Annotated in this window: 14 protein-coding genes and 2 pseudogenes; 7 read left to right on the top strand and 9 right to left on the bottom strand. The window is 52.7% G+C overall.

What is annotated here, in order from left to right; genetic code table 11:
• On the bottom strand, window positions 1-1852 hold a 1852-nt coding region (locus AC2FLU_RS04195; protein WP_496811877.1), incomplete at its 3' end, for a M10 family metallopeptidase C-terminal domain-containing protein.
• Between the two features lie 422 nt (window positions 1853-2274).
• A protein-coding gene (locus AC2FLU_RS04190) for an IS3 family transposase (RefSeq protein WP_496811876.1) occupies window positions 2275-3377 on the bottom strand; the annotation gives its coding sequence in 2 pieces (ribosomal slippage) (window positions 2275-3116 and window positions 3116-3377; 1104 coding nt in all).
• 400 nt (window positions 3378-3777) lie between these two features.
• Between AC2FLU_RS04190 and AC2FLU_RS04185 the strand changes: the two genes are divergently transcribed.
• The 4 genes from AC2FLU_RS04185 to AC2FLU_RS04170 all read left to right on the top strand — a co-directional run bounded on the left by AC2FLU_RS04185 (window position 3778) and on the right by AC2FLU_RS04170 (window position 9031).
• Window positions 3778-6363, top strand: coding sequence for an FkbM family methyltransferase (locus AC2FLU_RS04185; protein ID WP_496808892.1), 2586 nt, complete (start codon window positions 3778-3780; stop codon window positions 6361-6363).
• Window positions 6360-7391, top strand: a complete 1032-nt coding sequence (locus AC2FLU_RS04180; protein WP_496808893.1) for a hypothetical protein — start codon at window positions 6360-6362, stop codon at window positions 7389-7391. Before AC2FLU_RS04185 ends, AC2FLU_RS04180 begins: the two co-directional genes overlap by 4 nt.
• Before the next feature lie 82 nt (window positions 7392-7473).
• Window positions 7474-8208 (top strand): TylF/MycF/NovP-related O-methyltransferase, encoded by a 735-nt coding sequence (locus tag AC2FLU_RS04175; protein WP_496808894.1) that lies wholly within the window; start codon window positions 7474-7476, stop codon window positions 8206-8208.
• A gap of 22 nt (window positions 8209-8230) precedes the next feature.
• Complete coding sequence (locus AC2FLU_RS04170) at window positions 8231-9031, top strand: class I SAM-dependent methyltransferase (RefSeq protein ID WP_496811875.1); 801 nt, start codon at window positions 8231-8233, stop codon at window positions 9029-9031.
• 379 nt (window positions 9032-9410) lie between these two features.
• Here AC2FLU_RS04170 and tnpC read toward each other — a convergent pair.
• A pseudogene (gene tnpC / locus AC2FLU_RS04165) lies at window positions 9411-10010 on the bottom strand (IS66 family transposase); the annotation flags it as partial.
• Window positions 10011-10275: 265 nt separating this feature from the next.
• Here tnpC and AC2FLU_RS04160 point away from each other — a divergent pair.
• On the top strand, window positions 10276-10677 hold the full coding sequence (locus tag AC2FLU_RS04160; protein ID WP_496808896.1) for a GNAT family N-acetyltransferase: 402 nt from the start codon (window positions 10276-10278) through the stop codon (window positions 10675-10677).
• Between the two features lie 136 nt (window positions 10678-10813).
• Here the strand turns inward: AC2FLU_RS04160 and AC2FLU_RS04155 are convergent.
• The 5 genes and pseudogenes from AC2FLU_RS04155 to AC2FLU_RS04135 form a co-directional block, all read right to left on the bottom strand.
• Window positions 10814-11245 (bottom strand): annotated as a pseudogene (locus AC2FLU_RS04155) (IS66 family transposase); the annotation flags it as partial.
• A gap of 54 nt (window positions 11246-11299) precedes the next feature.
• Window positions 11300-11653 carry an IS66 family insertion sequence element accessory protein TnpB gene (gene tnpB, locus AC2FLU_RS04150; RefSeq protein WP_496808897.1) on the bottom strand — a complete coding sequence of 118 codons (354 nt, stop codon included), beginning with the start codon at window positions 11651-11653 and terminating at the stop codon, window positions 11300-11302.
• Complete coding sequence (gene tnpA, locus AC2FLU_RS04145; protein WP_496808898.1) at window positions 11650-12033, bottom strand: IS66-like element accessory protein TnpA; 384 nt, start codon at window positions 12031-12033, stop codon at window positions 11650-11652. The genes tnpB (AC2FLU_RS04150) and tnpA overlap by 4 nt, the downstream gene beginning before the upstream one ends.
• Window positions 12034-12138: 105 nt before the next feature.
• Complete coding sequence (gene tnpB / locus AC2FLU_RS04140) at window positions 12139-12363, bottom strand: IS66 family insertion sequence element accessory protein TnpB (RefSeq protein WP_496808899.1); 225 nt, start codon at window positions 12361-12363, stop codon at window positions 12139-12141.
• Window positions 12360-12560, bottom strand: a complete 201-nt coding sequence (locus tag AC2FLU_RS04135) for a hypothetical protein (RefSeq protein ID WP_496811874.1) — start codon at window positions 12558-12560, stop codon at window positions 12360-12362. The genes tnpB (AC2FLU_RS04140) and AC2FLU_RS04135 overlap by 4 nt, the downstream gene beginning before the upstream one ends.
• Window positions 12561-12599: 39 nt before the next feature.
• On the opposite strand from AC2FLU_RS04135, the gene AC2FLU_RS04130 reads away from it, so the two are divergent.
• Window positions 12600-12812 carry a type II restriction endonuclease gene (locus AC2FLU_RS04130; protein WP_496808900.1) on the top strand — a complete coding sequence of 71 codons (213 nt, stop codon included), beginning with the start codon at window positions 12600-12602 and terminating at the stop codon, window positions 12810-12812.
• A 55-nt stretch (window positions 12813-12867) separates the two neighbouring features.
• Entirely contained in the window at window positions 12868-13563 is a 696-nt protein-coding gene (locus tag AC2FLU_RS04125) for an IS6 family transposase (protein WP_496808903.1), read from the top strand.
• A 353-nt stretch (window positions 13564-13916) separates the two neighbouring features.
• On the opposite strand, the gene AC2FLU_RS04120 is transcribed toward AC2FLU_RS04125, so the two are convergent.
• Window positions 13917-14603 (bottom strand): sugar nucleotidyltransferase (locus AC2FLU_RS04120; protein ID WP_496808901.1); only part of this gene is annotated, 687 nt, incomplete at its 5' end.

Raw genomic sequence — 14603 nt, 5'->3', positions numbered from 1 at the left:
CCGCCTCGGCATGTATGGCTTGCCATCCGGGATAGCTGTTAGGCCCGGCGTTTGCTCCGTTGCGAGTTAGGTTGATGTTGCCATTGATCTGGTACCCGTTCTGTGTCGAATAAATGAGCGTTGTGGATCCGTCGGTTTCGATCGTCGTTGTTACATGGCCAATCGTACCATCATTGTTGAGATCAACGTTGTAGAATGTCTCGACACTCGCAACATTTGGGAGATCTTTGCTGCTAATATACTGGCCCGAGCCATCAGTGATCCATTCACCAAAAGACCCGTTCACGTTTTGCCATAGGATTCGATAACTATTGCCCGATGCTTCAGCTTGAACGGCCTGCCAGCCTGATATCGAACTGTCGCCGATAACCTGACCGTTCCTGATCAAAGCGAGGTTTGCGCCGCCAGCGTCCAGAACGTATATACCCTGATCTGCGTGTTTGAGTGTCGTGCCCTGATTGTCGATATCCGTCAGCTGCATCGCAGCCTGAATATTGTTCTGGGTGTATTGCTGCGATCCGCCCTGGAACTGAATGAGCTCTACATCGCTGGCAATCGCAAATGAAACCCGCGCGACGACATCAAGAAACTCGTATGATACCCCATTGTCGAAGAACAGGTAGGTACTAATAGCTCTGTTGAACCTAACGGTATCTATTCCGCCCCCTCCGAAAAATGAGCCACCATTCACCTCTACAACCGCCACATCATTACCCTGCTCGCCGAAAGCCTGGTCAGCCCCCGAGCCTACTGCTAAAAAAATTGTGTCGTCGCCAGAACCCGCATAGATCCAATTATCGTTGGTTCCATTGGATACCGATGTTATGGCGTCGTTCCCGCCGTTTCCCCACAAAGTATTCTGAGCGGAGTTGCCTCTTATGGCGTCATTTCCCGACCCGCCGGATGCGTTCTCGATGATTACGCCATGCGCAATTGTGAAACCGCCGTGGATACCTGCTACGAAAGAGACGACACCGCCACCCGTGTCGCTGTAGTCAAGCGTCGCGGGCGTTAAATCTATCCGGGCATTCGAACTGCCAATATGTTGAAGGGTATCAACCCCGCCTGCGTCCCAAATCGCCTGGTATCCGGTTCCCGCAACATTAACTGAAGGCAGAACATAGGTATTATTACCAGCGTTGTAAGTAGTGTTCGCGCCGTACATAGCCTGCAAAGCAGCAATATCGAGCGCACCGAATCCGGTGGAACCGCCATAGGTTGCCCTGTCAAACAGAGACCCGTTCATGGACGTCCAGCCGTCGTTATACGACATGACAGTGTAGACACCCTGGTTGAGGGTTCCTGCGCCAAAAGAATTGAACGCCGATGTCACGCCACTCATTATCGTTGTGCTCAGTCCGGTGTCGTGGGGGTGCCCCAACCCCAGTGCGTGACCCAATTCATGAATCAGTGTGGTAAAGAAATATCCACCCGGATCACCGTTGCCGCCAAGGCCGAAATTGGCCTTCCAATATGCGGTATTGTATGCGCCAAGCGATGGGCCATTGAACGGTGAATAGTGAAACCCAAGGGTTCGGGGGTCACCAAAAAAAGTACTCGAACCGATAACTTCCACTAAGTCAGCGTTGGCGGTGTCGGTTGTTTCGACGAATGAAATGTTTGCCACTTCTTCTATTTTAGCGAGAGCAGCACGAAACTCGTCTTTGTGTGCTTCTGTCCATGCTTGGGAGCCAGTATCGGTTCCAAAGGCATAGGTTATCACGGTCACTGTAGACGGGTTTCCATCTCCATAGGCGACACCACTTTGTATCGAACTGACTGGCGAGCTTGACGGAGGGGTTGGTACAAAGGTTGTTCTAGCCATAAGAGAGCCTTGAATTTCGATGACCATTCTCGCACCAAAGCTGCTCGATTAAGTTGTCCTTAATGTGGCAAGCCTCGAAAAACGCAGAATTTAAACCAGGAACGTTTGCCAATGTTGGACAAGCGCATTCCTGAAACAGATCTCTATTTTAACAGGGCATCCGGTGCCAATGAATAGCGTAAGGTAACCTGCGACTTTTTTGCTTCGTGGAGGCCGGCCGCTGCGGGGCGGTAATCCAGGCCTAGAAAATCTGTGGCCACCAGATTGAACCGTGAACACTTCTACCATTCAGGAGTGCGCTCATCTTTTTTCATTGTGCAAGAGCGGCGCTGATGTCTATTGAAATCTGACCTGCCCTCTGAGGCTCCCTCATTCATAACGAGAGTTTGCGGGTCTGTGCTGTGCTACCGGAAGTGTCCCCGCTTGGGGTTAGATTTTCCGCCCTTTGATCACACAGACGGGCTGGATGCGTCTGGCAATTTCATGAGCGCTGCTGGAACGTTATTCCCAATGGCGCTGTGCGGTCTTTCTTCGTTGTAGTCTCTACGCCAAGCCTCCAACTTTTCGGCCGTATCCGCAAGGCCCATGAACCAATGTGCGTTCAGACATTCGGATCGGAGTTTGCTGTTGAACGCCTCGATGTAAGCATTGTCAGTGGGTTTTCCTGGCCTTGAGAAGTCCATGGTGACACCCCGCTGGTAAGCCCAAAGGTCCATGTCCCGAGAGACAAATTCGCTGCCATTATCGACCCTGATCGTCTTGGGATAACCTGTCTTGCGGCAAATGCGGTCCAAAGTCGCTACGACATCTTCGCCTTTGTAGCTGAACCGGGCGTCCAGCACAGGAACGTAGCGGGAGAATGTGTCGACGACTGTCAGGATGCGCATCTTGCGACCTGTGGCCAGCTGATCATGCACGAAGTCCATTGCCCAAACATCATTCGGATTCACGGCCTGTTTGCGGTCTTCGCGAAGCTTTGCCTTCACACGGCGTTTTGGGGTTTTATTGCGCAACTGCATACCCAACTCCTTGTAAACACGATACGTCTTCTTCGCATTAATCTCCCAACCATCCCGGAGCAGAAGCACATGGACGCGCCGATAGCCAAACCGCACACGAGTCTCACAAATCTCCTTGATCCGCTGTTCTAACGCGGCCTGGTCGCGTCGACGAAACTTGTGCCGATATGTCCGCGGATCGAACCGGATAAGCCCACAGGCCCTCCGGATCGATACCCGCCAATCAGCTCTGATCTCGTCGACCAGCGTTCTCTTGCGAGCAGGCCTCAGAGCTTTCGCTTGATGACATCCTGAAGCATCTCTTTGTCCAGCGACAAGTCTGCGACGATCTTCTTCAGCCGCCTGTTCTCGTCTTCCAACTCACGCAGCTTCTTCATGTCCGTCGGCAACATCCCGGCATACTTCTTCTTCCAATTGAAGTATGTTGCCTGGCTGATCCCGGCCTTCCGACAGATCTCAGCAACAGGTGTTCCTTCTTCGCCTTGCTTGATAATGAACGCCTTTTGCGCGTCCGTGAATTTGGATGCTTTCATCGCCATCCGCTCCTCTCCCAGCCAAGGCAAATCTAGCGGAAAACTCCAGCCTAAGACGATCCAATATTCAGGAGGCAGAGCAAATCCTGTGACCCCAAGCCGCTATATCGACCATTGTCCTATTCTCGTTATATATCCGGCGGCTGTGAAGAAAGACCCCGTCAGCTTAAAACCTGAGAAATACTATGCCAAAAATCTGGACTCTATTCTTGGACCTGCCCGCTCAACGCTTCGATTGTCAATTGCTGCCGAAAAAAGCGACTCCGAGCCCTTGGTCGATTGTTAGGTTGCACGAGCAGGTAATCACCTAAGTTGAGGAAGCCAGACTGACACGTGTTGAAGTGGTATCAAATCCGCGATAGTTCGGGCGAAATTTCCGACCGCCGCTAAGGAGCAGTTGATGAATGATCACGCACTAGACGTGCCCGAACAGTCAAGTTCGTCGGTAACAACGCGGTATGGTACTATTCACTTTCCCAATGTGAGGGATACGATATCAGACTCACTACGCACCTACGGTGAGTGGGCTCAGTCCGAGCTGGATATCTTGTGTGATTTTATCGACGCCGATGACACAGTTGTCGATGGCGGTGCATGTTACGGCACACACTCCCGTGCCTTTTCCGACCGGGTTGGTCCAAATGGCCAAGTCATCAGCTTTGAACCCTTCGATGCAAACAGAAGAGTTTTGAAGCTGAACGCTGAGGCTGCTGAATTTTCCAACATTAATGTGCGATCCGTCGCACTTGGCGAACAGTCAGGCAAGGGGCAAATCTCTGAGCGCTTTGAGGAAAACGCGGGCGGAACCCGGGTTACGGCCTCTGACGAAAGCGGGTCGCTGACAATGGTTAGCCTGGATGATGATGTGAAGGGAGAAGTTGCCTTCATCAAGTTGGATCTGGAAGGTGGCGAACTGAGTGCGCTGCGGGGCGCGTCAAAACTACTTTCGCATAGCCGACCTGTTGTTTTCTGTGAAGTGCTGGACCTGTCCAGCGGCGCGCCAGTGCTCAAGCACATGGCAGAACAAGGTTACAAGAGTTTTGGTCTCAATACGCCTGCTTTTCGGTCGGATAATTTCTTCGGGTCAAACGAAGATATCTTTGCAGGCGGGAGTGAATGCGGGCTGTTGTTCCTGCCTAAGGAAAAGCTGGACGTGTTTCAAGAGCGCGTTCAGAAGCACCGTTTACCGGAGATCGTTACACTCGACGATCTTGTCTTATTGCTTTTGCAGCAACCGCAGTATCTCCGATCAACACTGCCTGCATTGCACTCTGCCCCTCTGATGGAGGTGCCAGCTACGCCATGTGATGTGGCACAGAAGCTGCGTAAGCTTAAGGCCACAACCTGTAAACTAAAGGATGACATAAAAACTTTGAGTGCGCAGTTGGCCACCCTTCAATCTCCTTTGAAATCCGAACTCACCGAGTTGCTGCCTTTGCTCGAGACATGGAAAGAAGACAATCAATATGTTGTTCGCCTGGCTAAACGGGTTCGGAAACTGCCATGGGCGCTGTATTTTCGAACAAACAAAAAGCATCGTCGAGGCACACGAAATATCATCAATTCCTCAGATCTACCGCAACAAGCTTTGGACAGGTTGGCGGATCTGCAAGGGGTGTTAAGTGACGTTCCAGTGGCTGTATCTGGCGCGTTTGGTTTGACTGGGGGGCATCGTGTAAAAGATTTTGATGCCGTCGGCGCGAATGGTTCAGAAGCTGTTTTGGCGCCGTTGCCAAAGAACATCGAACCCGTGCTTGATGCGTCCAAGATTGCTGACGCATTGGCTGCGGGCCGAGATCAGATAGTTTTGGGGATTGGCCACGACAACTATCGCGAAGTAACAGGTGGCACACAGATTTGCATTCAAATTGAAGCAGAACGAGCAGATGCAGCAGGAATGGAATATCTGAACATTCATCCTGTCAGGACATGCAATGCCTTGTTGCCAGATGTCGAAACAGAAAACGCTGTTTTTCGTTTAGTTTTAAATGGCGAGTGTATTGGAGTGGCAAGATACGCCGACCTGATTGTAGCGACCACTGTGCGAGCCGCTGCAGGACAATCTTTCAATTGCGTTATTCATCATCTTCTTGGGCACTCTCCCGAAGCAGTCGCGCAATTGATCGAGGCAAGTTGTGACGGCAAAGCGCACTTTTGGTTTCATGATTACTTTGCGGCTTGCCAAAGCTATATGCTGCTTCGAAACAACCTTAGCTACTGCGACGCTCCTGATCTGGGATCGCAGGGATGTACCATCTGCGTTTTTGGACAGACGCGCGCCGAGCACATGCAGCGGTTTCGGGGCTTTTTCGATCGCATCCAGGTGACTGGTATAGCACCTTCTCAGGTCGCGGCTGATATGTGGGTTAAGTCCAGCGGGTACAAACTGCAGGACCTGATTGTACAACCACACATGGTCATCAAAAGTGACCCACGCCCGACGCCCTTACCTATAGTTGGTTCTGGAAAACGTGGTCCGATCAGAATAGCATTTGTGGGTGTGCCTCTGGCGCACAAAGGTTGGGAAGACTTCAAAGCGTTAGTGGAATCCGAAGCTTTGAACCCAAAGTTTGAGTTCCACTATTTCGGCAGGATGGACGTGGCTCTCAGCGTTGTTAAACACGAGGTGGACGTAACGGCCAGCCAGACATCTGGTGCAATGACACGGGCTTTGGCGGCTGCCGGTATTGATCTTGTACTGCATTTTGCGCCGTGGCCGGAAACGTTCTCGCTGACAACAGCTGAGGCGCTGGCAAGTTCAGCATTTGTCGTGACTCATGAAAAGTCTGGCAATGTTGCAAAGCTGGTCAAATCGAATGGTCGTGGGGTTGTGTTGAACAGCAGCGCCGATCTGTTGTCATGGGCAAAAAGTGATGCCTGTGAAAAGCTTGTCGACGACGCTCGGCAGCGCCGCACCGCAGAGGTACTGACTTCGGAAATCAGTGATATGGCCATTCCTCATCTTCAAGAAACGAGAGCTAAATGACTGTACACACTTATACGAGTTTTTCATTTAGTTATCTTAACCGTGCCGGTGTTCTGGCGAGTTCCCTCAGGCGTCAGCGCCCGGATTGGGTTATTTGGGCTGTGTTTACAGACCGTGCGCCGGTAGGGTTTGAATTTTCGATTCAGGACGAAGACTTCGACCGATTGGTGACGGTCGAGGACTTGTATGGTGAAATCACTGAGCCGTGGTTGTTTAAGCACAATATCGTTGAAGCCTACACTGCCGTTAAGGGACAGGCGCTGAAGCACATCATGGATCAGTCTGGTGTGGAAAAAATTTTCTATTTCGATCCTGATATTGCTGTGTTTTCTTCGATGCAGCCCGTTGTCGATTTGTTGGATGATTGGTCGATTGTTCTTACGCCTCACCAAATTATTCCTGACACCGAAGAAATTGCCATACGTGACAATGAAATTACGTCTCTACACTACGGCACCTACAATCTCGGTTTCTTGGCAGTCCGAAATGATGAAGAAGCACGCGCCTTCACTGATTGGTGGACGGAACGATTAAATACATGGTGCTATGATCGACTGGACATCGGTGTTTTTGTCGACCAGAAATGGTGCAACCTGATACCTTGCTATTTCGACAGCGTAAATGTTTTGCGCGATCCGAGATACAATGTCGCCAGTTGGAATCTCAGCAAAAGAACAATGTCCATCGCGGGTGACGGAAACCTGTTGATAAATGGTGTGCCGTTGCGATTCTACCATTTCACCAAACTTGGTCCACTCGGAAACGCGATGACGGAAAGATACGCCCAAGAAAACTATGAAGTTTACGAACCCTGGGCGTGGTATGAGCGTGAAGTTGCCCGTTTCTCTGACCCATTAATCCCGTCGGGGTGGTGGTGCTATAGTGTATTCGAAGATGGAACAATAGTGCCCAAGGGGGCTCGGGAAATATACCGGGACAGTGCTGATCTTCGGGAACGTTTTTCCGATCCATTCAAAGATGGCTATCAAGAGCGGCTGAGAAAGAATACTGACTTGTTTCAACTGTGACCCGTTTCGTCACCTTTCGAAACCGCTGAAGCAAACGCTGGATAACCCCTGATCACTTTTCTCTAACCCCGGTGATAAATCTATGAGCCTCCCTCCGCGCAAAATTGTTTACTCCAAAACGCATGATGCAAATCTGGTGGACTACCCAATCAGAGACATCGACGAAGATGAACAGTTCACCGATCTTTTTTTGAAATCGCGTGATTTTACAATGACAGGAAAAGACGCGATGTTCGCGCTTCATAACGCTTGCAAATATGTGCATACGTCAGGTGTCGTTGGCGACTTTGTTGAATGCGGCACTTGGATGGGGGGCAGCGCAATTCTTGCTGGCCTGACCTTCGAAGCGCTGGGAGCATCACGTGATCTTTGGCTCTACGACACTTTTGAGGGGATGACCGCACCTACTGACGCAGACGTTGACGTTAATGGAGACAGCGCGTCTGCATTAATGGAAGAATTTGGTGATGAGAAAGGGTGGTGTTACGCGTCACTGGAACAAGTTTCCAAAAACTTCGGAGCTGCAGGCCTTTCAACGCAACATGCCCGCTTTGTGAAAGGCGACGTGATGGAGACGCTGAGAGATAACTTACCGGAGCAAATCTCGATATTGCGTCTTGATACAGATTGGTACGAATCCACACGTTTTGAACTGGAGGTTCTGTACCCGCGACTGGCGACTGGCGGCGTTCTGATTATCGACGATTACGGCCATTGGTCGGGATCCCGAAAGGCAACCGACGAGTACTTTTCGACCATTCATGCGCCAATGCTGAATCGGGTAAACGATCAGGTCAGGCTTTGCATAAAAATATGAGAACACAGAGAGAGGCGGTCTCATGGTAGAACTAACTCTGGAAGAAAAATCAAAGATTGCGGAAGCTGCAGAAACGCATTTATCCGAACAGGAACGAGCGAAGTTCTCGCTTGTTCCGACAATTATCGGGCAATGGATGAGCGAAGCCGGAGGGCTGGCCGGAAAGAAGGTTCTTGACTTTGGTTGCGGCGAAGGAACGTCAGCTGCGGGTGTTTCGTTGTTGTTCGATGCAGATGTTCATGGTGTCGACATCAACAGCGAAGCCAATGCCTGTGCATCATTCTTGAAGCAGAATCTTGGGGTAGAGGTTCCCAGCCAGCTGACCTTTCAGGAAATAGCGCCAGGTGAAACTCCAAATGGCGGTCCTTTTGATCTAATTTACAGCTGGTCGGTCTTTGAGCATGTAAACAACAGAATCTATACTTCCGTGCTCGAAGATCTGTACAAACTGCTCAAGCCAGGTGGTCATTTCTTCGTTCAGATTTCACCGCTCTATTTTGCTCCTGAGGGAAGCCATTTGTGGGCAATCGGCTATGGGAAATGGGAGCACCTGATCTCGCAAACAAGCGATGTACATGACGACATAAACAATTCGGAAATTGACGAACCACAAAAGAAATCGTTGGTGGCCATGTTTGATACCTTAAACAGGATCACTGCAGATGATTTGTTGAGCCGGTTTAAAGAGGTCGGATTTAGACTACTTCGCGAACAGCGAGATCTGGTAGATTTTGAACCCCCTGCGGAATTGCTGCGTGCCTATCAGCGTGACGCCTTGAAAACGTTCCAAATTGTCGCTCTGTTTCAGAAACCGCTGAGCTGATTGATCGAGTAACCCGAGGGGATTTCACCCACAGGCCTTCACAAAACCGTACGTGAATCTCTCGATACATACGGCTCTTCTTGTTCAACCACCCTGTCGCAGGTTCCAGTGAACAAACAGTCCGAGTTGCCGCTGTCGCAGTTTCTCCATGGGTTCTGTTGCAGAGTTTAGAGGACGACGAGCTACATCAGTGATCGCTTCGGAGTTTGGTGGCCAACTCAGCGAGTTGTTTGAAAGGACAGAGTCCGGGCGTGAGTTGACCTTTGCGGATCATATGAGCCACTTCGATTCCGCCGAGCGTCGCTGCCGCTGAAGCGAAGGACTTGAACCCCAGCATTGGCCGAGTGCGTCTCTTGACGAACCGTAAGCGTAGCCCCGATCATACGGTTCTTGGATAATTCCATGGCAAAAGATCGTTGATCCGAGACTGCTTGTGCCCATTGACGATGGCTTGAAGCGTTGCGGTCAGCCAAGCATGGGGATCGACAGCATTGAGCTTGCAAGTTTCAATGAGCGACGCGAGTATCGCCCAGTTTTGTGCTCCGGCATCGTGACCGGCAAAGAGGGCGTTCTTTCTGTTGAGCGCGATTGGGCGGATGGTGCGCTCGACGGAATTGTTGTCCAATTCGACGCGACCGTCTTCTAAGAACTGGCAGAGGCCGTCCCAGTATTTGGCAATGTATTTGAGGGCCTCTCCGAGTGGCGATTTGGCCGAGACGCGGGCACGGTTGGCGATTAGCCAAGCTTCGAAGGTGGCGATAATCGGCTTTGATCGTTCCTGTCGGACTTCCCACCGTGCCTTGGGGCTTTGGCCGCGGATATCCTTCTCGATCCGGTAAAGGGCCGTGATCTGCGTCAGTCCTTCATCGGCAATCGGTGTGGTGCCGGATAGGGAGACCTCATGCAACTTGCGTCGTGCATGGGCCCAGCAGCAGGTAAGCTGCACATCCTGCGCAGGCCGCTTCAGCAGCCGGTTGTAAACTGGGCGTGATTGAGCGCCATCAACCCGTCCTTTATGGCAGGTCAAGTGAAGGTCGTCTCTTCGTAAGCGTTGTCCCAACGGCACCTTGACAGCGATGCTTTGATCGAGCGGGCAATACCTTGACGGATCAAGGAACCTCGGCAAGAACTTGAGAAGGTAATTTTGCTTCGTGAGGTGCGTGTTGATAAGCGTGCGACCCGCTCGACCGGAAGAAATCCATGAGCTTGCCGCCATTGGCTTGGCCTCCTGGAAAAAGGGTATCATGCCTCTTGTTTCGGCTGAGGTTGTATCCCGAATAGAGAAGGAAAACCCTTTCGTCCCGTTCTTGAAAGACCAAGGCGGGAACATCCTTGTGGCTGAAGCCGATGGAGCCTTGGCGGGAATCGGCGCTTCAGAGCACGCTGATAATTACATCAGCGATATCTGGGTCGCGCCAGAGTACGAAGGAAAGGGTATAGGTTCTGCGCTTATTTTGGCGTTAGAGGTGCAGTTCCGTGACCGAGGCTTCAGAGAGGCGTCCATTCGAGTAGCCGCCGACAATTTGCGGGCGCTCGGCCTATATTTACATCTCGGATACCACGAAACCTGGCGAGGTTTCGACTATGATCCGATACTGTGTGTCACGCTTGAAAAGATCGCGCTTTTGAAGTTTCTCGACGCCTGATCAAAGATATTGGGCCAACTTTTTCGGCCTATGCAGAAAGACCTAACAGAGCCTCACAGAGTATCAGGTTACAGGCGTGAAGTTCCACGGCAGAAGTTTGTCAATCCGGCTTTTCGGATGACCGCCAGCAATGGCTTCGAGGGTGTGCGGGCACGATGTCCAGCCGCTCCGTGCGATCCTCGCCAATATTGTGCATCACGCCGCAGCCGCAGGGACACTCAAGACTGGGGGGCTCGATCACACGCTCGATGCGCGGAAGGTCCTCCGGCAGGTTGCCCCGATTGCGACGCGCCGGACGGCGGGTTTTGCCTTCAGAGGACAGCTGCGTGTCCTGGCTCTCTTCGACCTCGGCGATGGCTGTCTCGAGATCTTCGAAGGCCAGTTGCCGTTCGTCTTCGCTGAGCTTCTCCGACCTTTTGCCGTGAACCGCGTGGTTCAACTCGGCGACCAGGTGCTCCAGGCGTCTGTTGATCTCCTTGAGCGCGTCCCTTTCGCGCAGGAGCGCGGCGACAGCATCACGCTGGTCGGCGGGGATCGCGGAAAGATCGATGGCGACAGTGGAAGGCATGGGCCGAGAATAGCCCGGGACCGCTCCGGATGCCCGCCATTTCCGGCACCTGATTCATTCTGCCGCAGCCGGTGAACGAGCCTCCAATGCCTTCACCTTGCGCCAGTCCAGTCCCGAGAACAGCGCTTCGAACTGGGCATGGTTCAGCGACATCGCGCCATCCCTGATAGCAGGCCAAGTGAAGGTCGTATCTTCCAGCCGTTTGTAGGCCATCACAAGACCGGACCCATCCCAATAAAGCAATTTGAGCCGGTCGGCTCGTCTGGACCGGAACACAAAAACCGTGCCGGTGAACGGGTCCTTGCGCAACACGGACTGGACCAGGGCGCTCAGCCCATCATGTCCTTTTCTGAAGTCGACCAGCTTTGTCGCCACCAGGATACGCACCCGGTTCGAGGGGAAAATCATGATCCACGCCCAAGGGCGCGCACGATCCCGGCAATCCTGTCCGGGCTCACGGAAGCTTCCAGCCGGATTGTGGTTCCGCCGTGAATGATTTCCACCGCGGCTAGCGGCTTCGCATCCTCTTCAACGGACGCCGGGGCCGGCTCCACAACGGCCGGTACAAACTCGGCTCCCGCAAGATCCGGCACCACAAGTTTGCCCTCCCGTGCCAAACACCGCCACGACGAAAGGTGGTTGGGCTTCATGCCGACACGCCTGGCGACCTCGTTCACAGTCACACCAGGTACATAGGTCTCCGCGACAAGCTGGTCCTTCACTTCATCCGGCCAGTGCCGCTTTCCAGCGGGCCCGACCAAAATCTCATATCCGCAAATGGACTCCATATGGAGCGCTCTATGGACTCCCAAACCTTCCTCCATTCCCAAATCGACAATGGGTATGGATTCCAGCATCACGACGGAAGCGAATAGGTGGGGTCCAGCCGCCGCTTACGTCTCTTCCAACCGCTTGTAAGTCATCACCATACCCGTGCCGTCCCAGTAAAGCAGCTTCAGTCTGTCAGCGCGTCTTGAGCGAAACACAAACACCGTTCCGGTAAACGGTTCCTTGCGCAACTCGTTCTTCACCAAGGCCGCCAGCCCGTTGTGACCTTTCCGGAAGTCTACAGGGTTGGTCGCCACTACAATCCGCACCCGGTTCGACGGGAAGATCATGATCGAGTAATCAGTGCATGGGCAATCTCGGCAATCCGTTTTGCCGGGACGGCTTCATCCAAGCGGATCACCACATCGCCGACGACAATCTCAATCGGACTGTCTGTTGCTTCAACTGCGGACTCCGCACTGTCCATTAACGGTTCGATAACCATTGGCGCAAACGCAGGCTCCGGTTCCGGCAGCGCAGGCAACACCAGCTTACCCTCCCGGGCCAGCCGCCGCCATTCTGACAAATGGTTTGGTTGCATACGGATGTTGACGGGTTCATCAGTTTTTCCCTGAGTGTTCAGAACCGTCGGAAATCACGGATGGGCCATTCTTTAGAGAACCATCTGACGGCTGTCATCACGGCGCATGACATCCGGCATGTTCACGGCGCTGTCAAAGAACACAATCACGAGCCGGATATCCTGTTCCCGGACCATGCCACGGTGATGTCACGTTAACTTGCCGTTTGGTTGTTCATGTCCTTAATTGGACGTAGGTGACATCGATGAAATCATCGCTAATCTCACCTACAAGCGCCATCGGTTTCCTCCTCAGATCATCGCACACGCGGTGTTGCTGTACGTTCGCTTCAATCTGAGCCTGCGGGAAGTTGAAGAGTTGATGTTGCAGCGCGGGATCGATGCGTCTTACGAAACTGTCCGGCGTTGGGTCATCAAATTCGCGCCGACGATAGCTCAAAACTTGCGTCAAAGACAGGGTCGTTCAGGTGATGTCTGGCATCTGGATGAAGGTGTCGTGAGACTCTCTGGTCGCAAATATTGGCTTTGGCGCGCGGTCGATCAGCATGGCGTTATTCTGGATGAAATACTCCAGCCGAAACGGGACAAACGGGCAGCAAAACGGCTGTTACGCCGCCTGAAAAAGCGTCTTGGTTTCAATCCTGAGCGGATCATTACGGACAAATTGCGCTCCTATGGCGCTGCCAAGCGAGAAGTCGCGCCGGGTCTGGATCATTGGTCGCACAAGGGCTTGAATAATCGATCTGAAAACAGTCATCTCCCATTCCGAAAGCGGGAACGGACGATGCAGAGATTTCGGTTCCCAGGAGGTTCGCAGAGGTTCGTGGGCACCCATTCAGCCATTCGGAGTAGCTTCTGTGCCCCCGCTCGTCGTCGTTCAGCCTTAACAATTCGATATCACCGCCTCGAGGCATTTGACGCCTGGAATGCCACTACTCGAGCCGCTTGAAGTTCGAGCATCAGTATTCCTTGGTGCGCAGGAGTTAATGTGACAACACCTTAAACAATCTTCAGGATTCCGGCTGTGACTGGGCAAAGCAAGACTGAACCGCTCCACGAAAATTGAACAGGATCTGTTAGTGTTTAGCGGCTCTTCTCTTATGCCGATCAGTTTGGTTTTGATCCGGTTTGTCCGACAGATCATGATTGACGATCCACCGGCAAGCGCAGGAGAGCGCGCGAGACACCTTACCGCCAGTGAAAGCCATAATGTTCAGTTGCGGGATCAGGAACAAAATCCGCTTAATTCAATTTATGAAGTTTCTGGGATCGCCTTACCGAAGCAGATGCCGCTGGCTTAGTCTAATGGTTGAGCAGGTTTTTGAGGTATTCGCCGTATTCGTTTTTGCCGAATCTTTGGGCGCGGGCTTCGAGGTCCTGGTCGTTGATCCAGCCCAGCGTATGGGCGATTTCGTCGGGTGATCCGGCTTGCAGGCCTTGCCTGTCCTGAAGCGTGCGCACGAAGTTTCCGGCGTCCAGCAGGCTTGCATGGGTTCCGGTATCCAGCCAGGCATAACCGCGTCCCATGCGGTTGACGCTGAGCAACCCGGCTTCAAGGTACATTTCAAGCAAGGTGACAATCTCAAGCTCGCCGCGTGCAGACGGTTTTACGGCGCGAGCCCGTTCAGGGGCAGAGCCGTCCAGAAAATACAGCCCGGTCACGGCGTAGTTCGATGGCGGCACTTGAGGTTTCTCGACAATCTGGGTGACGGCGCCAGCCTCGTCATAGGCCACGACCCCGTAGCGTTCGGGATCAGCGACCCGATAGCCGAAGACGGTGCCTCCCGTCTCTTTGGCGTCTGCCGATTGCAGGATCTCGGGCAGGCCGTGCCCGAAGAAAATGTTGTCGCCCAGCACCATGGCCGAGGGGGCACCATCCAGAAAGTCTTCTGCCAGAATATAGGCTTGCGCCAACCCGTCAGGAGAAGGTTGAACAATCCAGGTCAGGGACAGGCCCCATTGGCTTCCGTCGCCCAACAGGCGCTGAAA

The organism is Ruegeria sp. SAZD013 (genome assembly GCF_059612525.1).
This window is presented reverse-complemented; position numbering and strand designations above follow the sequence as displayed.